The organism is Streptomyces sp. NPDC094143 (assembly GCF_040303825.1).
In the GTDB taxonomy this organism is placed as follows: Bacteria; Actinomycetota; Actinomycetes; order Streptomycetales; family Streptomycetaceae; genus Streptomyces.
Genome location: NZ_JBEOTZ010000046.1, coordinates 1 through 19,515 on the forward strand (window position 1 = coordinate 1; position 19,515 = coordinate 19,515).

General features: G+C 71.1%; 19 protein-coding genes. 4 read left to right on the forward strand and 15 right to left on the reverse strand.

The window, feature by feature from the left end; genetic code table 11:
- Nucleotides 1–1,189 (reverse strand): ammonium transporter (locus ABTZ58_RS35240; RefSeq protein WP_351366009.1); only part of this gene is annotated, 1,189 nt, incomplete at its 3' end.
- A 332-nt stretch (nt 1,190–1,521) separates the two neighbouring features.
- Nucleotides 1,522–3,021, reverse strand: coding sequence for a transcriptional repressor NsdA (nsdA, locus tag ABTZ58_RS35245; protein ID WP_351366012.1), 1,500 nt, complete (start codon nt 3,019–3,021; stop codon nt 1,522–1,524).
- A gap of 446 nt (nt 3,022–3,467) precedes the next feature.
- Here nsdA and ABTZ58_RS35250 point away from each other — a divergent pair, with 446 nt between their 5' ends.
- Nucleotides 3,468–4,133, forward strand: a complete 666-nt coding sequence (locus tag ABTZ58_RS35250) for a bifunctional DNA primase/polymerase (protein WP_351366015.1) — start codon at nt 3,468–3,470, stop codon at nt 4,131–4,133.
- 109 nt (nt 4,134–4,242) lie between these two features.
- On the opposite strand, the gene ftsY is transcribed toward ABTZ58_RS35250, so the two are convergent.
- On the reverse strand, nt 4,243–5,442 hold the full coding sequence (gene ftsY, locus ABTZ58_RS35255; protein WP_351366018.1) for a signal recognition particle-docking protein FtsY: 1,200 nt from the start codon (nt 5,440–5,442) through the stop codon (nt 4,243–4,245).
- Nucleotides 5,443–5,660: 218 nt separating this feature from the next.
- Between ftsY and ABTZ58_RS35260 the strand changes: the two genes are divergently transcribed.
- Nucleotides 5,661–5,912, forward strand: a complete 252-nt coding sequence (locus ABTZ58_RS35260; protein ID WP_351366021.1) for a hypothetical protein — start codon at nt 5,661–5,663, stop codon at nt 5,910–5,912.
- Between the two features lie 112 nt (nt 5,913–6,024).
- Here ABTZ58_RS35260 and ABTZ58_RS35265 read toward each other — a convergent pair whose 3' ends face one another.
- The 4 genes from ABTZ58_RS35265 to ABTZ58_RS35280 form a co-directional block, all read right to left on the reverse strand.
- The gene (locus tag ABTZ58_RS35265; protein WP_309097682.1) at nt 6,025–7,443 is read right to left on the reverse strand and encodes a sugar porter family MFS transporter; all 1,419 of its coding nucleotides are present in this window, start codon (nt 7,441–7,443) and stop codon (nt 6,025–6,027) included.
- 221 nt (nt 7,444–7,664) lie between these two features.
- Nucleotides 7,665–11,231: a chromosome segregation protein SMC gene (smc, locus tag ABTZ58_RS35270; protein WP_351366024.1), complete on the reverse strand. Its 3,567-nt coding sequence runs from the start codon at nt 11,229–11,231 to the stop codon at nt 7,665–7,667.
- A gap of 212 nt (nt 11,232–11,443) precedes the next feature.
- Complete coding sequence (locus ABTZ58_RS35275) at nt 11,444–11,647, reverse strand: hypothetical protein (protein ID WP_003993245.1); 204 nt, start codon at nt 11,645–11,647, stop codon at nt 11,444–11,446.
- Nucleotides 11,648–12,024: 377 nt separating this feature from the next.
- Nucleotides 12,025–12,306: an acylphosphatase gene (locus tag ABTZ58_RS35280; RefSeq protein ID WP_351366027.1), complete on the reverse strand. Its 282-nt coding sequence runs from the start codon at nt 12,304–12,306 to the stop codon at nt 12,025–12,027.
- Nucleotides 12,307–12,467: 161 nt separating this feature from the next.
- Here ABTZ58_RS35280 and ABTZ58_RS35285 point away from each other — a divergent pair, with 161 nt between their 5' ends.
- Entirely contained in the window at nt 12,468–13,622 is a 1,155-nt protein-coding gene (locus ABTZ58_RS35285) for a CAP domain-containing protein (protein ID WP_351366030.1), read from the forward strand.
- 93 nt (nt 13,623–13,715) lie between these two features.
- Here ABTZ58_RS35285 and ABTZ58_RS35290 read toward each other — a convergent pair whose 3' ends face one another.
- Nucleotides 13,716–13,841: a hypothetical protein gene (locus ABTZ58_RS35290; protein WP_351366033.1), complete on the reverse strand. Its 126-nt coding sequence runs from the start codon at nt 13,839–13,841 to the stop codon at nt 13,716–13,718.
- 163 nt (nt 13,842–14,004) lie between these two features.
- A complete protein-coding gene (locus ABTZ58_RS35295; RefSeq protein WP_351366036.1) occupies nt 14,005–14,589 on the reverse strand; it encodes a flavodoxin family protein in 585 nt (194 codons plus the stop codon).
- A gap of 106 nt (nt 14,590–14,695) precedes the next feature.
- Between ABTZ58_RS35295 and ABTZ58_RS35300 the strand changes: the two genes are divergently transcribed.
- Nucleotides 14,696–15,100 carry a winged helix-turn-helix transcriptional regulator gene (locus ABTZ58_RS35300; RefSeq protein WP_351366039.1) on the forward strand — a complete coding sequence of 135 codons (405 nt, stop codon included), beginning with the start codon at nt 14,696–14,698 and terminating at the stop codon, nt 15,098–15,100.
- Here the strand turns inward: ABTZ58_RS35300 and mutM are convergent.
- From mutM to coaD, 6 genes are all read right to left on the reverse strand, one after another.
- Entirely contained in the window at nt 15,073–15,933 is an 861-nt protein-coding gene (gene mutM / locus ABTZ58_RS35305) for a bifunctional DNA-formamidopyrimidine glycosylase/DNA-(apurinic or apyrimidinic site) lyase (RefSeq protein WP_351366042.1), read from the reverse strand. The two genes, ABTZ58_RS35300 and mutM, sit on opposite strands and share 28 nt — an antisense overlap.
- Before the next feature lie 113 nt (nt 15,934–16,046).
- The gene (gene rnc, locus ABTZ58_RS35310) at nt 16,047–16,856 is read right to left on the reverse strand and encodes a ribonuclease III (RefSeq protein ID WP_351366045.1); all 810 of its coding nucleotides are present in this window, start codon (nt 16,854–16,856) and stop codon (nt 16,047–16,049) included.
- A 49-nt stretch (nt 16,857–16,905) separates the two neighbouring features.
- Entirely contained in the window at nt 16,906–17,079 is a 174-nt protein-coding gene (gene rpmF, locus ABTZ58_RS35315; RefSeq protein ID WP_007493396.1) for a 50S ribosomal protein L32, read from the reverse strand.
- A gap of 2 nt (nt 17,080–17,081) precedes the next feature.
- Entirely contained in the window at nt 17,082–17,735 is a 654-nt protein-coding gene (locus ABTZ58_RS35320) for a YceD family protein (protein ID WP_351366048.1), read from the reverse strand.
- A 128-nt stretch (nt 17,736–17,863) separates the two neighbouring features.
- A complete protein-coding gene (locus ABTZ58_RS35325) occupies nt 17,864–18,898 on the reverse strand; it encodes a F0F1 ATP synthase subunit B (protein WP_351366051.1) in 1,035 nt (344 codons plus the stop codon).
- A 121-nt stretch (nt 18,899–19,019) separates the two neighbouring features.
- On the reverse strand, nt 19,020–19,499 hold the full coding sequence (gene coaD / locus ABTZ58_RS35330) for a pantetheine-phosphate adenylyltransferase (protein ID WP_351366081.1): 480 nt from the start codon (nt 19,497–19,499) through the stop codon (nt 19,020–19,022).
- Nucleotides 19,500–19,515: the final 16 nt, after the last annotated feature.

Sequence of the window (19,515 nt, forward strand, 5' to 3'; positions counted from 1 at the left end):
TCCCGATCGTCTTGTCGAGGAGGAAGGCGAGGACCGCGGAGACGACCAGGGAGTAGGCGAGGACACCGAAGACACCGGCGCACTGCTTCCAGAACTGGTCGAGGCCGCCGCCGTAGAACAGGCCCGCGACGTCGGACTGGCCCTTGCCGGTGGCGAAGAAGCCGATGAGCAGGGAGCCGAGGATGCCGCCGACCAGGTGGACGCCGACCACGTCGAGGGAGTCGTCGTAGCCGAACTTGTACTTCAGCCCGACGGCCATGGCGCACAGCACACCGGCGATGGCGCCGACGGCGATGGCGCCGAGCGGGGAGATCGCGCCGCCGGCCGGGGTGATGGCGACCAGGCCCGCGACCGCGCCGGAGGCGGCTCCGAGCGTGGTGAAGGCGCCGTGGCGGATCTTCTCGTAGGCGAGCCAGCCGAGGACGGCGGCGGCCGTGGCGACCTGCGTGTTGACGAACATCAGCGCGCCCACGCCGTCGTCGTTGCCGAGCCAGGAGCCGGCGTTGAAGCCGAACCAGCCGAACCACAGCAGACCGGCACCGAGCATGACCAGCGGGAGGCTGTGCGGACGCATCGGGTCCTTCTTGAAGCCGACGCGCTTGCCGATGACCAGGATCACGCCGAGCGCGGCGGCACCGGCGTTGATGTGCACGGCCGTACCGCCGGCGAAGTCGATGACGCCGAGCTCGAAGGCCCAGCCGCCGGCGCCCCAGACCCAGTGCGCGACCGGGAAGTAGACGACCGTGGCCCACAGGGCGACGAACAGCGCCCAGGCGCTGAACTTCACACGGTCCGCGAGGGCGCCGCTGATCAGGGCGGGCGTGATGATCGCGAACATCAGCTGGAACACCAGGAAGACGAACACCGGGATGGTGTAGCCGTCCCACAGCTCGGTCAGGCCGATGTTGCCGAGGCCCACCCAGTCGGAGTTCCAGCCGATGAGGCTGCCGGAGTCGGTGCCGAACGCCATGGAGAAGCCGTACAGCACCCACAGGATGGTGACGATCCCGAGGCTGATGAAGCTCATCATCAGCATGTTCAGGGTGCTCTTGACGCGGACCATGCCTCCGTAGAAAAAGGCCAGGCCCGGGGTCATGAGCATCACCAGGGCGGAACAGATGAGCATGAACCCTGTGTTGGCGGCAGACAGCTTGGGCGCTTCTGCGGCAAGGGTGATGGCTGGTGCCATCGGCGTCTCCTCGTCATTGGTACGGCCCCGTGCGGGCGAAGCCTGGAGCGGAGTGAGGGGGTGGGCCGGTTATGCGCCACGAGATTGGCGCAGCGCGGTTTCGGTGGAGGCCCCTCGTTGTTTCGCGACCGTGACGAAGGCGCGTGCTGTGTTACGCGTCGATGAACTGCCGGAGGGCGGGTGCGCCGATCGTTATCGTGGCGCAACCTTCGGCGCTCGTGGCCTTACGAGCGCACAGGCCGGCCGCGGTCGGCCTTCCGCTGACCTGGCTGGGGGAGCCGAGTCGGGCAGTTCGGGAGGGCCGGCCGCGGCCGGGGTTCGGGGTCGGGGCCTCAGACCGCCTCGGCGGCGGTTTCGGGCAGCTCGGCGGCGAGCCGCTCGGTGAGGTCGACGACCTCACCGAGGTCGCCGAAGTCGCGTGCGGCGGTGTCGACGGTCTTGCGGATACGGGTGTTGACGCGCTCGGAGCGGACCTTCTTGGCGACCTGCATGGCCTCGGCGGCGAACACCGTGCTCTGCTCGGGCTCGCGCTGCAGGAGGTGCACGGTGGCCATGCCGATCAGGTTCAGCGCATACGACCGCTGGTGCTCGCCGTCCTCGGCGAACAGCTCCACGGCCCGCTTCATCAGGGGCTCGGCCAGCGAGGCGTAGGTGGGGCTGCGGCCGGCGACGTAGGCCAGGTCGCGGTAGGAGTGGGAGTTCTCGCCGTAGAGCTCGGCCTCGGAGAAGAAGCGGATCCAGTCGGGGTCGGGCTCGTCCCACTCGTCGGCCTCGGCGAAGGTGTCCTCGGCCATCCGCACCGCCCGCTTGCACTTGCCGGGCTGGCCCATGTTGGCGTAGGCGCGGGCCTCCATCGCATACAGCATCGACTGGGTGCGCGGGCTCGCGCAGTCCCGGCTGCCGTACTGCGCGAGGTGGATCAGCTCCAGCGCGTCGTCGGGCCGGCCGAGGTGGATCATCTGACGGCTCATGCTGGACAGCACGTACGAGCCGAGGGGCCGGTCGCCGGCCTCCTTGGCCGCGTGCAGCGCGAGGACGAAGTACTTCTGCGCGGTCGGCTGCAGCCCGATGTCGTACGACATCCAGCCGGCCAGCTCGGCGAGCTCGGCGGCGACCTTGAACAGGCGCCGGGTGGTGGTTTCCGGCTGGGGTTCCTGGAGCAGGTCGGTCACCTCGTGCAACTGGCCGACGACGGCCTTGCGGCGCAGCCCGCCGCCGCACTGGGCGTCCCACTGGCGGAACATCACCGTCGTGGACTCCAGGAGGTCCAGCTCCGGCTTCGACAGCCGGCCGCGGGAGCGCCCGGAGGCGGCCGCCGGCTCGGGCTCGGACCGCGGGCCGGGGGGCGAGGGCACGAGCCAGCGCTGCATGGGCTCGATGAGGGCCGGGCCCGCGGACAGGACCAGCGAGCTCCCGAGGAAGCCGCGCCGGGCCAGCATCAGGTCGCTGCGCGAGAACTCGCTGAGCAGGGCCACGGTCTGCGGGCCCGTCCAGGGCAGGTCGACGCCGGTCGCGGACGGTGACTGGCGCGCGGTGCGCAGCCCCAGGTCCTCGACGGAGACGACGACGCCGAAGCGCTCCGAGAACAGCTCGGAGAGGATCTTGGGGATCGGCTCGCGCGGGTTCTCGCCGTCGAGCCAGCGGCGCACCCGGGAGGTGTCCGTGGAGATGTGGTTGGCGCCGAGCTGGCGGGCTCTGCGGTTGACCTGGCGGGCCAGCTCGCCCTTGGACCAGCCGCTGCGCACGAACCAGGAGGTGAGCAGCTCGTTCGGGCGCTTGTCAGTGTGCGTCGCGTGTGCAGCGTTCGTTCCGCTTCCGCCGTTGCCGCTCACTGGAACGCCCCCATCCCTGAGACCACTTGCCGCCGAGTGCGCCAAGCCCTATCAGCATGCCGGTTCGTACGGCCGTCCGTCCGGCCCTTGTCACCCTTCGAACGGAAAAGGCGAGTTGCCACCGGCATACCCGCGAGTGCATGTGCCCCCAGGCCTCGTGCACACAGAGTAATCCTACGATCACCCGTCCAGCCACGGCTCACACGCAATCGCCACCATTCGCCACCCCTTCGAATGAACTCACGTACGTCAACGCGCGATTCACTTGACACAGCACACCCAGGAGCGGGTGCAGCGATGCATCCAGGGGCGCGCGCCGACGGGCACACCACCCTGGGCACTTCCCGGCGCGGAGTGAACCGTCCGTCACGGGGAAGGTGGAAACGGAGAGTCACGCATCGCGTCCGCTGCGTAACCGCCGGTGCGCCAGACCCGTTGGAGGGGGTATGGGCTTCACGATCGGCATCAGCCGGGGCATGCGCGACATCCGGTCCGGCTCGCGCCGCCGCAGCCGCTCGTCGGAGGGCACGGCCGTGGCCGAGTACACCGGCCTGTGGGGCTGGGACGTGGTGCCGGGAGCCCGGGCGTCGGCGGGCGCGTGCTCCTGCGGCCGCCGCGACTGCCCGGCCCCGGGCGCGCATCCGCTGGACTTCGCCCCGGTGATCCCCGCCGGGGCGACGCTCGACGACGTGACCGAGGCCTGGGGCGAGTTCCCCGGCGCCTCGGTGATGCTGCCGGTCGGCCGGGCCTTCGACGTCATCGAGGTGGCCGAGCCGGCCGGCTGCCGCGCCCTGGCCCGGCTGGAGCGCATGGGCCTGCCCGTCGGCCCGGTCGCCGCCACCCCGGACGGCCGCGCCCACTTCCTCGTCGCGCCCGGCGCCGCCGCCGACCTGCCCGGGCTGCTCTACCGCATGGGCTGGGACGATCCGGACGCGCTCGATCTGCGCGGCCTCGGCCCCGGCACGCACATCACGGCGCCGCCCTCGGACCGCGGCGGCCTCGGCCCGGTCCGCTGGCTGCGGTCCCCCGCCCTGGACTCGGCCTCCCGGCCACCGGAGGCCCGCCTGGTGCTGGGCACGCTGGCGTACGTGGCACACCGCTCACGGGCGTAGCCGCGGCCAGGACACAGAGCGAAGCGCCCGTCCCCGACTGCACCTCGGGGGCGGGCGCTTCTCGCGCAGGTATGGTTTTTCGCAGGTCGTGCCGCGGCGGGTGCCGAGCTCACTCCCCGATAAGGGCGTCAACGAACGCCTCCGGCTCGAACGGCGCGAGGTCGTCCGCGCCCTCGCCGAGCCCGACCAGCTTGACCGGGACGCCCAGCTCGCGCTGGACCGCGACGACGATGCCGCCCTTGGCCGTGCCGTCCAGCTTGGTGAGCACGATGCCGGTGATGTCCACGACCTCGGAGAACACCCGGGCCTGGACGAGGCCGTTCTGGCCGGTGGTGGCGTCGAGGACGAGCAGCACCTCGTCGACCGGGGCGTGCTTCTCGACGACCCGCTTGACCTTGCCGAGCTCGTCCATGAGGCCGGTCTTGGTGTGCAGCCGGCCGGCGGTGTCGATGAGCACGACGTTCGCGCCCATCTCCTTGCCCTCCTTGACCGCGTCGAAGGCCACGGAGGCCGGGTCGCCGCCCTCCGGTCCGCGCACGGTGTAGGCGCCGACGCGCTCGCCCCAGGTCTGGAGCTGGTCGGCGGCGGCGGCCCGGAAGGTGTCGGCCGCGCCGAGCACCACGCTCTGGCCGTCGGCGACCAGGACACGGGCGAGCTTGCCGGTGGTGGTGGTCTTGCCGGTGCCGTTGACGCCGACGACCATCACGATGCCCGGCTTGCGGTCCTCCGGCTCGGTCTTGACCACGCGGTCCATGTCGCGGCCGACCAGGGTGAGGAGCTCCTCGCGGAGCAGGGTGCGCAGTCCCTCGGGGGTGCGGGTGCCGAGCACCTTCACGCGCTCGCGCAGCCGCTCGACCAGTTCCTGGGTGGGCTGCACGCCGACGTCGGCGGTGAGCAGCGTGTCCTCGATCTCCTCCCAGGTGTCCTCGTCGAGGTGCTCGCGGGACAGCAGGGTCAGCAGGCCCTTGCCCAGGGCGTTCTGCGAGCGGGAGAGCCGGGCCCGCAGCCGGACCAGGCGGCCCGCGGTGGGCTCCGGGATCTCGATCCCGGGAACCTCGGCGGGCGGCTCCTCGACGACGACCGGAGCCGAGCCGTCCGGGAGATCAACCTCCTCTATCGTGCGCCGCGGTTCCTCCCGCGGCGTCTCGGCCTCGTCGCCGACGTGCGGCTCGGCCGGTGGGGCGGTGATGTCGGGCGCCGCGGGCGGGGGCGGCGGCAGCTGCTTCTTGCGCCGGCTGCCGACGATGAGCCCGCCGAGCGCGCCGAGCACGACCACGGCGATGACTACAGCAAGGATGACGATGTCCATAACGCGTCCAGTATCAGTCATGGGACCCCGGGTCACCCTGCCCGCACCGCCCCGAAAGGCCGGGGCCGCCGGATCTCCACACCTCTGAGCGTCTGACGCCCTGTCAGCTGACGGGCCTCTCCCGTCGAACTCGGGGGCCCGTTGCCGCGCAGCCCTGGAGATCGCCGCGTACGCCGACGACCGGGGCGTCGCCACGGAACCGGTGGGGGTCGGAGGCGGTGCGCGCGGTGGGCGCCCGCTTCCCGCCGGTGCCGGCCGACGACGACCTGGAGGTGGAGGGCGAGGACGCCGCGGGCTTCCTGCGCGAGGTGGCCCTGCCGCATGACCGGCTCGACGCGATCGCCGAGGGCACGCGGGGCCCGCGCGCGTTCGCAGGAGAACCGCCGGGGCTGGTGAGACGGCTGCGGAACCTGGAGGTAGCTGCCCCGCACGCGCGGATGATCGAGGGCGGCGGTGTCATCGTCCGGTGAGACGACGGACCGCCGCCCCGGCTCGGGCAGTGGCCGAACCGGGGCGGCGGCGGGTTACGGGGAGAGGGGCAGCGGGGACTTTGGCCCTTCTCCCCGAGTGCGCGGGACGGGCTCAGCCCATCTCCTCCAGGGACTTGCCCTTGGTCTCGGTGACGAACTTCAGGACGAACGGGATGGAGAGCGCGGCGAACGCCGTGTAGATCACGTACGTCACGGACAGGTTCCAGTCGGCCAGCGACGGGAAGCTCGCGGTGATGGCCCAGTTGGCGATCCACTGCGCGGCGGCGGCCACACCCAGGGCGGCGGCGCGGATCCGGTTGGGGAACATCTCGCCGAGCATGACCCAGACGACGACACCCCAGGACAGCGCGAAGAAGAGGACGAAGACGTGCGCGGCGATCAGGGCGATCCAGCCCTGCGCGGCGGGCAGCTTGCCGTCGACCAGGTGGTGGGAGAACGCCCAGGCCTCCAGCGCGAGGCCGACGACCATGCCGATCGAGCCGATGATCGCCAGCGGCTTGCGGCCGACCCGGTCGACGAAGATCATCGCGATGACGGTGCCGACGATGTTGATGATCGACGTGGTGAAGGAGTAGAAGAACGAGTCCGTCGGGTCGACGCCGACCGACTGCCACAGCGTCGAGGAGTAGTAGAACGCGACGTTGATGCCGACAAACTGCTGGAAGACCGACAGGCCGATGCCGATCCAGACGATCGGCTTGAAGAAGAAGCTGCCGCCGAGCAGGTCCTTGAAGCTCGAGCGGTGCTCGCTCTTCATGGCGCCCTCGATCTCGGCCACACGGGCGTCCAGGTCGACGTCCTTGCCCTCGACCTCGGCGAGGATCTGCCGGGCGCGCTCGTGCTTGCCGACGGAGATGAGGAAGCGCGGGGACTCGGGGATGGCGAAGGAGAGCAGGCCGTACAGGACGGCCGGGACGACCATGACGCCGAGCATGACCTGCCAGGCCTCCAGGCCCATCAGCTTGCCGCGCTGGTCGCCGTCGGCGGCGTTGAGCAGACCCCAGTTGACCAGCTGCGACACGGCGATGCCGATGACGATGGCGGCCTGCTGGAAGGAGCCGAGCCGGCCGCGGTAGGCGGGCGGGGCGACCTCGGCGATGTAGGCCGGGCCGATCACGGAGGCCATGCCGATGGCGAAGCCGCCGACGACGCGCCAGAAGGCGAGGTCCCACAGCGCGAAGGGGAGCGCGGAGCCGACGGCGCTGACGGTGAAGAGAGCGGCGGCGATCTGCATGCACCGGATGCGGCCGATGCGGTCGGCTATGCGTCCGGCGGTCGCGGCGCCGATGGCGCAGCCGATCAGGGCGATGGCGATGACCTGGGCGAGGGCCGCGGAGCCGACGTCGTAGCGGTCACGGATAGCCTCGACGGCGCCGTTGATCACGGAGCTGTCGTAGCCGAAGAGGAAGCCGCCCATGGCGGCCGCCGCCGCGATGAAGATGACGTGCCCGAGATGATCGGGGTGAGCCGTCCCGGCTCCTGACTTGGGTGCCTGCGCTGTGCTGGTCACGTGTACTCCTCGGGCCACCGGCAACGCTGCCGGAGGGGGTCAGCCCTTCGAGGTCCACCTGAAGGTACCTGAAGGTAAAAGGAACGTTGCCGAGACTAAGCCTTCAAGTTTCGAAGTCAATAGCCGAGTGCTGTGAATCTTCGGCGGTTGTGTGTCGGGGATGTGTTCAAGAATTGAAGTCATAGAGCACCGCAGGTGAGACAGGTGCAGAACACACCTATCTAGCGGAGGCGCTGCGAGATGACCTTCGACACACCGTCGCCCTGCATGGAGACGCCGTACAGCGCGTCGGCGACCTCCATGGTGCGCTTCTGGTGGGTGATCACGATCAGCTGCGAGGCCTCCTGCAGCTCCTGCATGATCCGGATGAGCCGCTGGAGGTTGGTGTCGTCGAGGGCGGCCTCGACCTCGTCCATGACGTAGAACGGGCTGGGCCGCGCCTTGAAGATCGACACGAGCAGCGCCACGGCCGTCAGCGACCGCTCCCCACCGGACAGCAGCGACAGCCGCTTGACCTTCTTGCCCGGCGGGCGGGCCTCGACGTCCACGCCCGTGGTGAGCATGTTGTCCGGGTCGGTCAGCACCAGCCGCCCCTCACCACCGGGGAAGAGCCGGCTGAAGACGCCCTCGAACTCCCGGGCGGTGTCCCGGTAGGCCTCGGTGAAGACCTGCTCGACGCGCTCGTCGACCTCCCTGACGACCTGGAGCAGGTCGGCACGGGTCTTCTTCAGGTCCTCCAGCTGCTCGCTGAGGAACTGGTGGCGTTCCTCCAGCGCCGCGAACTCCTCCAGCGCGAGCGGATTCACCTTGCCGAGCTGCTGGTAGGCACGCTCGGCGGCCTTGAGGCGCTTCTCCTGCTCGGACCGGAGATACGGCTTCGGGCGGTTGCGCGGGTGCTCGGGGTCCTCCGGCAGCTCCTCACCCTCGGCGGGGGGCGAGGGCGGCACGAGCTGGTGCGGACCGTACTCCGCCACGAGCCCGGCCGGTTCGACACCCAGCTCCTCCAGCGCCTTGGTCTCCAGCTGCTCGATCCGCAGCCGCTTCTCGGCGCCGAGTACCTCGCCCCGGTGGACCGAATCCGTCAACTTGTCGAGTTCCGCCTTCAGATCGCGCCCCTGGGTGCGGGCGCGGGCGAGTTCCTGCTCGCGGCGGGCCTTGGCGGCCTCGGCGGCGGTGCGCTCCTCGTCGGCGCGGGCGAGCGAGACCTCGACATGCGCGAGCAGCTGCCGGGCACCCGAGCCGACGGCCTGCGCGACCGCCGCCTCGTGCCGCAGCCGGGCCCGCCGCTGCTCGGCACGCGCGCGTGCCTCACGTTCCGCGCGCGCGGCCCGGTCGAGGGAGTCGGCCCGGCCGGCGAGGCCCTTGACCCGCTCCTCGTGCGTACGGACCTGCAGACGCGCCTCCATCTCGGTCTGGCGGGCGTTGGCACCGTCGGCGGCGAGCCGGTCCCGCACGGAGGTGTCGGGCTCCTCCTCGATCGGCATCTCCTCGGCGACGGCGAGCCGCTCGGCGAGTTCCTCGACCTCCTGGAGCGCCTTGTCCAGGGCCTCCTGGGCCCGGGCCGCGGCGGCGGCGGCACGTTCCGCCTCTCCGGTGGCGCCGCGTGCCTGCCCCGCCAGCCGCCCGAGCTGCTGGGCGACGGCGGACTTCTCCCGGTCGGCGGCCCTGCGCCGCTCCCCCAGCTCCTCGACCAGCGCGGCACACTCCGTGCGCCGTTCGACGGCCTCCCGCTGGGCCTCGGCCAGCTCCTCGCAGCGCACGGCCAGCTCCTCCAGCTCGGCGGCCGCCTCGTCGACGGAGGCCTGCACTTCGAGGAGGCTGGGGGCTCCGGCCGAGCCGCCGTGGGCGAAGTGGGCGCCGAGGAGGTCGCCTTCGGCGGTGACGGCGGTGAGGCCCGGGTGGGCGTAGACGAGGTCCTCGGCGTCTTCGAGGGTGTCGACGACGACGATGCCGCGCAGGAGACGGCGGACGGCCGGCATCAGTTCGGACGGGCCGCGGACCAGGTCGGCGGCGTAGGTGTGTCGTGCGTCCGCGGGTTCGGTGGGGCCGACAGCGCCCCTGGGGTCACCGGCTCCCGCCAGGAGCAGGGTCGCCCGGCCCCCGTCCTGTTTGCGCAGGAGTCTGATCGCCTCCGCTGCCGACGACGGGCTCGTCACCGCGATCGCGTCCGCCGCAGCGCCGAAGGCCGCCGCGAGAGCGACCTCGTGGCCGGGGGCCACCGTCAGGAGCTCCGCCGCCGGACCGAGCAGGCCCGAGAGGCGGTCCCTGGCCGCCAGCAGTATGCCGGTGCCGTCCTTGCGGCGCAGGCCGAGCGCCAGGGCCTCGTGGCGGGCCTGGGTGGCGGCGCGCCGGCGTTCCGCCGCCGTGGTGGCCTCGCGTGCCGCGGTGAGCGAGGCCTCGGCCTCGGCCAGTCGCTCCTTGGCCGCCTCGTGCCGCGCGGCGAGTTCCGCGTCACCGGCGTCGAGGCCGTCGACCTCGGCCTTGAGGGCCTCGTACTCTTCCTGCGCGGCGACGGCACGTTCCTGCGCCTCGTCACGGGCGGCGGCCAGGCGCTCGATCTCGGCCTGGGCGGAGGCCGCGCGGGAGCGGGCGGCGTTGACCTGGCCGCTGAGCCGGGCCAGGCCCTCGCGCCGGTCGGCGATGGCCCGGGCGGCGTCCTTCAGGCGCCGCTCCTCCTGGGCCAGCTCGCGCTCCAGCTCGGCACGGTGGGCGACCGTGTCCTCCAGCGCGCGTTCGGCGGCTTCCAGGGCCGCCTCCAGTTCGGCCTCCTGCTCGCGGATGCGGGCGGCCTCGCGCTCCATGTCCTCGGGGTCGCGGCCGCGCCGCTCCTCCGGGGGCGCCGAGGTGGCGCTCTTCACGCGCGCGTCGGCCAGCGAGATCGTGCCGCGCACCCGCTCGGCGAGCTGGGAGAGCTCGTACCAGGTCTGCTGGGCCCGCTGCAGACGCGGCGTGAGCTGCCGGACCTCGTCCTCCAGCAGGGCCTCGCGCTGGAGCGCCCTGCGCAGCTCCTGCTCGGCGGCCTCCTTGCGCTCCTTCAGCGCGGCCTCGTCGGCGACCTCGGCCTGCAGGGCTTCACGGAGCCGGACGAGGTCGTCGGCGAGCAGGCGCAGCCGGGCGTCGCGCAGATCCGCCTGGATGACGGCGGCCCTGCGCGCCACCGCCGCCTGCCGGCCCAGCGGCTTGAGCTGGCGGCGCAGCTCGTCGGTGAGGTCCTGCACGCGGGCGAGGTTGGCCTGCATCGCGTCCAGCTTGCGCAGTGCCTTCTCCTTGCGCTTGCGGTGCTTGAGGACGCCGGCGGCCTCCTCGATGAAGGCGCGGCGGCCCATGGGGTCGGCGTGCAGCACGGAGTCCAGCTGGCCCTGCCCGACGATGACGTGCATCTCGCGGCCGATGCCGGAGTCGGAGAGCAGTTCCTGGATGTCGAGGAGACGGCAGGTGTCGCCGTTGATCTGGTACTCGCTGCCGCCGTTGCGGAACATGATCCGCGTGATGGTGACCTCGGCGTACTCGATGGGCAGGGCCCCGTCGGAGTTGTCGATGGTCAGGGACACCTCGGCGCGGCCCAGGGGCGGGCGGCCGGTGGTGCCGGCGAAGATGACGTCCTCCATCTTGCCGCCGCGCAGCGACTTGGCGCCCTGCTCCCCCATGACCCAGCTGAGCGCGTCGACGACGTTGGACTTGCCCGAGCCGTTCGGTCCGACGACGCACGTGATCCCCGGCTCGAACCGGAGGGTGGTCGCAGAGGCGAACGACTTGAACCCGCGGAGGGTCAGGGCCTTGAGGTGCACGCCGCCGGACTCTACCGCCCGGGTTCGTCTCACTCCATGAACCCGCGGTTTCGCCACTGAACACGCAGGGCAGACCAGACGTTAAAGACGGTGAAAGGATGCGCGGGGGAAAGAAAGAAGGGACGCCGGTGGCGTCCCTTGCACTTCTGACAACTCAGCGGTTGTTACGGGCTTCCCCACCACTGCTGTGCCGATGTGGAGCGGTGCAGTGATCAGGTGAGCGCAGGCTCCGCCTGGTGTGCGTCAACGCTCTCCATGATCCTGTCGTGAGAAGCGGCAGCCGTCAGCGCCTCGTTCTCCGCCTGGATCCGTACGAGTTCGGATTCCAGGTCCTGGACGCGCTGCTGGAGCCGTCGCATCTCGGCGAGGAGTCGCGGGTCGGAGCCGCCGACGTAACCGAGAAGCGCCTTTGCCATGATGGATGGTCCTCCACAATGAGTGACCGACCGATGCGGTTGGGTCGTGAGGGATTCGCACCCGCGGCTTGGCAGGGCCTTCAGTTGTGCTGCCGTTCAGCCATGCCAAACAGCTAAGGTGCGCGGGGTGCTTTCAGCGTCTCACCAAAAAGTTTGACGGTCAACACGATCACGCCCCGTATTGGCGGGCGACCCTGGCGCACACGGCCTTCAACGGCGGCGCGGCGGCTTCAGCGGGCCCTCGGGGCGTGGCGATCATCCTTGCGCGTGGAGCCTGCCGAGGCAAGCGGTTCTCGGCAATCACCAGCGAGTTTCCGTTCGGGGCGGCTCCCGGGACCCCCGTCGCGGACGGCCGGGGAGCCGTTCCGCGGTGCGGATCAGCGGACGGCGAAGCCCTCGTAGCCGCCGCGGGGTGTGTCCCAGATCTCGGTGACACCTTCCACGCGGCCGGGCGTGTCGTCACTGCGGAGCCACTCCAGCAGGCCTTGACAGCCCTCGGGCGCGCCCTCGGCGACGACCTGGACCCGTCCGTCGCCCAAATTGAGAGCAAAACCACTCAGGCCGCCGATCTCCAGGGCCTTGGCCCGCGTGAACCAGCGGAAACCCACACCTTGGACGCGTCCTCGCACCCAGGCGACCAGTCGCACATCCTCGCTCATGACTGCAACCTAACCGCCCAATCTCCCTCCGGGCACTTCCTCCTCTTGCGCCATGCGGTACCGTCCCCCCTCAACGAATCTCATATGAAACTCACACCATCGAGTGAGTTTGGTGTTGATCTCGAGGACGAGTCGACCGCCAGGACGAGGAAGGCCAGGACATGGGACGCCACCGACGCTCCGCCGCCGGCCGCGCCGCCACAGGCCGCGCCGACGGCTTCGCGGAGGGCCACGACCCGCTGTACTCCACCGCGGACGACGCCCCGACGATGGGCATCGCGCCCTATCTGAACCCGGAGGCGTACGCCGAGACCTACGCCAGGAGCGAGGCCTATCTGTTCGCCGCGGAGGCCTCCGCGGCCGGTGACCGCTTCACGGAGACGGCCGTCTTCGCGAGCGACGGCTTCGGTTCGGACGGTTTCGGTTCGGACGGTTCCACCCCCGACGGTTTCACCCCCGACGGCGGCGCCCGCCGCGCGGGCGCGCACCGCCGCCGGAAGAAGACCGCCCGCCCGATGCGCACCGGGCTGCTCGGCGTGTCCGCCGCCGTCGCGCTCGGCACGGTCGCCGTCGCCACGGGCGCGGTGCCCGGCCTGGAGAACTACCAGCTCGGCGGCGGCAGCGGCACCGACAACGTCCAGGCCGGCGACACCCCGACCAACCTCCCGGCCGAGCAGGGCGGCACGTCCGGCAGCGCCGAGAGCCGGGACGACTCCCCCACCAGCCGGGACGCCGAGCGCTCCGTCTCGCCCTCGCCCTCCGCCTCGAAGTCGTCGGCAGCGCCGACGAAGACGCCGGAGAAGGCCGAGAAGACGCCGGAGAAGGCGCCGGAGAAGAAGAAGCCGACGGCCACCCCGAGCGAGAAGCCGGACGACACGCCCTCCCGTACGGCCACCAAGGCTCCGCGCAAGCCCGGCGCCTCCGCCGCCCTCTCCGGGGAGTCCGCGGTCGCGGCGCAGGTGCTGTCCCTGGTGAACGAGGAGCGGGCCAAGGTGGGCTGCAGCCCGGTCGCCGCGAACAGCGCGCTGACCGACCTCGCCCAGAGCTACAGCGAGGACATGGCCGCGCGGGGCTTCTTCGACCACACCGATCCGGACGGCCGGACTCCGTGGGACCGGGCCGAGAAGGCCGGCATATCCAGCCTCGGCGGCGAGAACATAGCCCGCGGCCAGGCCGACGCCGCGGCTGTGATGGACGCCTGGATGAACAGCCCCGGCCACCGCGCCAACATCCTGAACTGCGACTTCAAGACACTGGGCGTCGGCGTCGAACTCGGCTCCGGCGGCCCCTGGTGGACGCAGAACTTCGGCTACTGAGGATCTGCGGTTCGCGGACGCGCCAAACCGCCGTCCCCGAGGGACGGCGGCTGCCCGGGCCGGTCCACGGCACCGCCCGTGCTCCTGGCGCCGTCACTCCCCGCGCCGGTCCCCTCGGCGCCGTCCAGGGCGTCCGCCGAGCCGCATCGGTTCGGCCTCGCGCAGGGCCGGCGCGGACCAGCCGCGCAGGCGCGCGTGCTCGACGAAGCGCGCGTCCACCGGCACGTGGTACCGCTCGACGTAGTGGGCGAGGTCCGCACGACGTCCCCGTCGTACGACTGACCTGCCCGCCCCGCGTACCGAGGCGTGCAGGGGTCCGGGAATGCGCCCAGGAAGCGGTCCGTGTGTCCGTGCTCGCTGCTCACCGCGTCAGCGGTGGGGCTCACGCGGCGGCCAGGCCCCTGAGGAAGACCCTGGCCGTCTCCGTCACGCGGCGGCCCAGTTGCTCGGCCGTGGCGATGTCGGCCTTGTGCACGGCTTCCGGGCCCTCGTCGGCGTTGGTCTGGGCGGCGGCGCCCGCGAAGACGCCGAGGCGGTTCAGGTCGTGCTCGGAGCCGGTGCTGCTGTTCCAGCCCGGAAGCAGTCCCAGGTTGATCCAGTGCATGCCGAGCTGGGCGGCGAGGATCTGGAAGTACTGCAGGGTGTGCAGCTTGTCGCCGCTCTTGGAGGCGGAGTTGGTGAAGCCGGCGGCCAGCTTGTCCTTCCAGGCCTGGGTGGCCCAGCGCTTCGAGGTGGCCTCCGCGAAGACGTGGAAGGCGCCGGACGCGGTGCCCATGTAGGTCGGCGATCCGAACACGATGGCGTCCGAGCGGTCGAGGATCGCCCACTGCTCCTCGGTGATCCCGCCGACGTCGATCAGGTGCACCTCGGCACCCGCCTCGACGGCGCCGGTGCGGACGGCCTCGGCGATGACGGCGGTGTGGCCGTAGCCGGAGTGGTAGGCGAGGGAGACGACTGGGATGGTCACGGGTACTCCTGAGAAGAGGCAGGTTGCTGACGATGACCAAAGGAAAGCACTAACTTCTAGTTAGTGCAACCTGTTGGTTAGCGCTGCACTGGCGTAGGCTGGGAATATGACCACCACCCAGGAGCGCACGGAGGGGCTGGACGACCTCCCGTACAACGTGTTCGCCAAGGCCTGTCCCTCGCGCGGCACGCTCGAACACGTCACGGGCCGCTGGGGCGGACTGACGCTCGGCGCTCTGCACGAGGGCCCGCTGCGCTTCAACGAGCTGCGCCGCCGAGTCGACGGCGTGAGCGAGAAGATGCTGTCCCAGACGCTGCACGCCCTGGAGCGCGACGGCCTGGTGCACCGCGAGGCGCAGCCCACCAACCCGCCCCGGGTGGACTACGAGCTGACGCCGCTCGGGCGCGGGGTCGCCGAGCGGCTGCTGAGCCTCATCCACTTCGTGGAGGGGCGGATGGACGACGTGCTCGCCGCCCGCGAGCGTTACGACGAAACCCGCGGCGCCCGCTGACACTGCGGGCAGAAGTAGCTCGACCGGTTCATCCAGGGCCGCCGCCGCATCGGCGTGCCGCAGCGCCGGCAGGGCAGGCCCTCGCGCCCGTACGCGTCCAGGGACCGGTCGAAGTAGCCCGACTCGCCGTTGACGTTGACGTACAGGCTGTCGAAGCTGGTGCCGCCCACCGCGAGGGCCGCGTTCATCACGTCCCGCACGTGCCCCAGGAGCAGCAGGGTGCGCGGACGGGTGAAGGTCGCGGTCGGGCGCTCGTAGTGGATGCGGGAGCGCCACAGGGCCTCGTCCGCGTAGATGTTGCCGACCCCGCTGATGAGCGACTGGTCCAGCAGGGCCCGTTTGATCGTGGTCCGCTTGCGGCGCAGCGCCCGGTGGAAGGCCTCGTCGTCGAAGAGCGGGTCGAGCGGGTCGCGGGCGATGTGCGCGATGACGTCGGGCAGCCCGTCGGGGGTGTTCTCGTGCAGCGACAGGCCGCCGAAGGTGCGCTGGTCGACGAAGCGGAGTTCGGTGTCCAGGGCGTCGGTGAAGCGGACGCGGATGCGCAGGTGCTTCTCGTCCGGAGCCGTGTGCGGCTGGACCAGCAGCTGACCGCTCATGCCGAGGTGCGCCAGGACCGACTGGTCCGTGTCCTCCAGAGGCAGCCACAGGTACTTGCCGCGGCGGCTCGGGACGCCGATGCGGTGGCCCTTGAGCCGGTGCGCGAAGTCGTCGGGGCCCGCGAGGTGGCGGCGCACCGCGCGCGGATGCAGCACCTCGGCCTCGGCGACGGTCCGGTGGGCGACCCACCGCTCCAGACCGCGCCGCACGACCTCGACCTCGGGCAACTCGGGCATGGGAATCCCCCGTCACGAACCTGCGGACGACCCGAGCGCCCGCCCCCGGGCAGGGGCGGGCGCTCGGGTGCGCTGTGCTGTGACCGGACGCCCGGTGCGGGCGGCCGGCCTTTTCAGCCGTCGACAGTACTGCCGTCGACGGCCGCGTGGGCGGCCTGGGCGGCTGCCGTCTGCGTCGCCTCGGCGGCCTTGGCCGCCTTGGCGCGCTCGTCCGCGGCGGCCCGGATGGACCGCCAGGCGGACTCGGCGGCCTGCTGCTCCGCCTCCTTCTTGCTGCGGCCGGTGCCGGTGCCGTACGAGACGCCTCCGACGCGGGCGGCAGCAGTGAAGGTCTTCTCGTGGTCGGGGCCGGTCTCCGTGACCAGGTACTCGGGGACGCCGAGCCCTTCGGTCGCGGTGAGCTCCTGGAGACTGGTCTTCCAGTCCAGGCCGGCTCCGAGGTTGGAGGACTTCTCGATCAGGGGGTCGAACAGGCGGTGCACCAGCTCCGCCGCCGAGTCCAGTCCCTGGTCGAGGTAGACCGCGCCGATCACCGCTTCCAGGGTGTCGGCGAGGATGGACGCCTTGTCCCGCCCGCCCGTGCCCTCTTCACCGCGGCCGAGCCGGATGAAGGAGCCCAGGTCGAGCCCGCGGCCCACCTCGGCGAGCGCACGCGAGTTCACCACCGCGGCCCGCAGCTTGGCCAGCTGGCCTTCCGGCAGGTCGGGGTGGGTGCGGTACAGCGTGTCCGTGACCACGAGGCCGAGGACGGAGTCCCCGAGGAACTCCAGGCGCTCGTTGGTCGGCAGACCGCCGTTCTCGTATGCGTACGACCGGTGGGTCAGTGCGCGCACCAGAAGGGCGGACTCGACCTTGTAGCCGAGCCGCCCTTCCAGAAGCGTGTGGGACGAGGCCTGGTTGTCCGCCGGAGCATTCCCGTTCACGCGGGAAGTCTTGTTCTTAGGCGTGGACACAGTGCCTCTCACCAGCCGCTCAGACCTCGAGGACCTGGCGCTTGTTGTAGGTGCCGCAAGACGGGCACGCGATGTGCTGCAGCTTGGGCTCGTGGCAGCGCTCACACGCAACCAGGGTGGGGACCGCAGCCTTCCACTGCGACCGGCGGTGGCGCGTGTTGCTGCGCGACATCTTCCGCTTCGGAACAGCCACGGCTACTTCTCCTGCTTCTCGTCGGCGCGTGCTGACTGAGGCGCGCCGCCGCTCATCTCGTCCTTCTCGCCGTCCGACATGGTGCCGGCGAGTCCCTGCAATGCCGCCCAACGGATGTCGACGGCGTCATGGTGGTGGTCCGGGTCGTCCGCCAGCCGTGCGCCGCACTCGGCACACAGACCAGGGCAGTCTTCCTGGCACACCGGCTGCATCGGCAGTGCGAGCACCACCGCGTCACGCAGCACGGGCTCGAGGTCGAACAGGCCGTCCTCGAGAAAGAGCCTGTCCTCGTCGTCCTCGGCGTCGTCGCCCGGTTCCGCGATCACACGGCCCCGGTCGTCGGCGTCAGGGTACGAGAACATCTCCTGGAAGTCCGCTTCGAGCTGCTGCTCAAGCGGCTCCAGACACCTTACGCACTCCCCCTCGGCCGTGGCACGGGCGGTGCCTGTGACGAGCACCCCTTCCATGACCGACTCCAGACGGAGCTCCAGCTCCACCGGGGCGCCTTGCGGCACTCCGATGACTCCCTTGATACCGAGGTCCTGGGGAGCGTCGACCGTACGGGTCAGGCGCTGCAGCGCACCAGGCCGCCGACCCAGCTCGTGCGTGTCGAACACGAGGGGGTTGCGGTGGTCGAGGCGGGCGTTCAGAGCCATTCCTGCTTTCGGTCTTCGAGCTCAGAGGGACGCTGACCGGCGGTGTTCCCGGGCAGCAGTGATCGCGGACGTATGCGCGACCGAAGAGCCAGGATACTGGACCTTTCGCCGTCGGCCCAATCCGGTGCTCAGCCCTGGCCGCGGCCCTGCTCGTAGGCCCGCAGCTGCTCGGCACTGATCATGCTGGTGTCGAAGAGGCTGGTCTCGTCGAGGGCGTACCCCTGGTGGCTCTGGCCCTGCTGCGCCTGGTTCGGGCCCTGGGCGGCCTGCTGCGGGTCGTAGCCCTGGTAGCCGTAGGGGTCGGCCTGCTGGTAGCCGTACGGGTCCGGCTGGGCCGCGTAGGCCTGCTGCGGGTAGCCGCCGTAGGGGTCGGGCTGCTGCTGGTATCCGTACGCCGGCTGGGGCTGGGCGTAGTCCTCCTGCGGCGCGGGCCGCTCGGCCGAGGGCTGCTCGGCGGCCAGGCCGGCGAGGTAGTCGGCGTCGCTGGAGTGCTGGACCGTGCTGGTGTCGTCGGCGAGGGCGCCGAGGTCGTCGGTGGCGATCCGGCCGTGCAGCTTCTGCCGGCCGCGCCCGACGGCCTCCAGGGTCTTGGCGAGGACCGCCTCGAAGGCGCCGAGCTTGGCGTCGACGTACTCGTCGGCGGTACGGCGCTGGGTCTCCGGGTCGTGGCTGCGCTCGGGAGCGTCCTCGTCCTGGTAGCCCTGCTCGTCGGTGCCGGGGCCGGTGCCGAGGAGCTTCTCGCGCCCGCGGCCGACCGAGCCGAGGGTCTTGGTGAGGACGACCTCGAAGTTGGCGAGCTTGGAGTCGACGTACTCGTCGGCCTCGGCGCGGATCTCCTCGGCCTCCTTGCGGGCCTCGGCGAGGATCCGGTCGGCCTCGGCCTGGGAACGGCGGGCGACCTCGGTGTCGGAGATGAGCGAACCGCGCTCGGCGTGGGCGCTCTCGATGATCCGCTGGGCCTCCTGGCGGGCCTGCTCGACCATCTGCTCGCGGCCGCCGATCAGCTCCTGGGCCTGGGCGAGGGAGTCGGGCAGCGCCGCGCGCAGCTCCTCCAGCATCGCGAGCAGTTCGGCGCGGTTGACCACGCACGAGGCCGACATGGGCATGGACCGGGCGCCGGAGACCGTGGTGACGATCTCGTCGAGCTTCTTCTGCACGTCCACCGTGTGCTCGCCACTCTCTACAGATGCGTTGGAGACGGACGGGACGACTGTACGGCCACGGGGCACCCGGTGGACACCGGGTGACGGGTGGTCAGGTGCCCGGGGTGCGCCCGGGGCGTGGTCAGTCCTTCCGCAGCTTCTCGCCGAGGGCCTGGAGGACCTCGGCGGGCACCAGGTGGGAGACGTCGCCGCCCCAGGTCGCGACCTCCTTGACCAGGGAGGACGACAGGAAGCTGTAGGTGGGGTTGGTGGGGATGAAGAGGGTCTCCACGCCGGACAGCCCGTTGTTCATCTGGGCCATCTGCAGCTCGTAGTCGAAGTCGCTGACCGCGCGCAGGCCCTTGACGATGGCGGGGATGTCGCGCTGCTTGCAGAAGTCGACGAGCAGGCCGTGGAAGGCCTCGACGCGGACGTTGCCGTACTCGGCGGTGACCCGGCGGATCAGGTCGATCCGCTCGTCGATCTCGAACAGACCCTTCTTGGCCTGGTTGATCATCACCGCGACATAGACCTCGTCGTACAGCCTGGAGGCGCGGGAGATGATGTCGAGGTGTCCGTTGGTGATCGGGTCGAACGACCCGGGACAGACGGCACGGCGCACTTGTGATCCCTCGCTC

Bases quoted from the DNA above. Each gene is read 5' to 3' on its own strand.
- ABTZ58_RS35275 (WP_003993245.1), bottom strand. From the start codon at position 11,647: ATGGCAAAGGCGCTTCTCGGTTACGTCGGCGGCTCCGACCCGCGACTC.
- ABTZ58_RS35280 (WP_351366027.1), bottom strand. From the start codon at position 12,306: ATGAGCGAGGATGTGCGACTGGTCGCCTGGGTGCGAGGACGCGTCCAA.
- mutM (WP_351366042.1), bottom strand. From the start codon at position 15,933: ATGCCCGAGTTGCCCGAGGTCGAGGTCGTGCGGCGCGGTCTGGAGCGG.
- ftsY (WP_351366018.1), bottom strand. From the start codon at position 5,442: ATGGACATCGTCATCCTTGCTGTAGTCATCGCCGTGGTCGTGCTCGGC.
- ABTZ58_RS35300 (WP_351366039.1), top strand. From the start codon at position 14,696: ATGACCACCACCCAGGAGCGCACGGAGGGGCTGGACGACCTCCCGTAC.
- ABTZ58_RS35250 (WP_351366015.1), top strand. From the start codon at position 3,468: ATGGGCTTCACGATCGGCATCAGCCGGGGCATGCGCGACATCCGGTCC.
- ABTZ58_RS35285 (WP_351366030.1), top strand. From the start codon at position 12,468: ATGGGACGCCACCGACGCTCCGCCGCCGGCCGCGCCGCCACAGGCCGC.
- ABTZ58_RS35320 (WP_351366048.1), bottom strand. From the start codon at position 17,735: ATGGCTCTGAACGCCCGCCTCGACCACCGCAACCCCCTCGTGTTCGAC.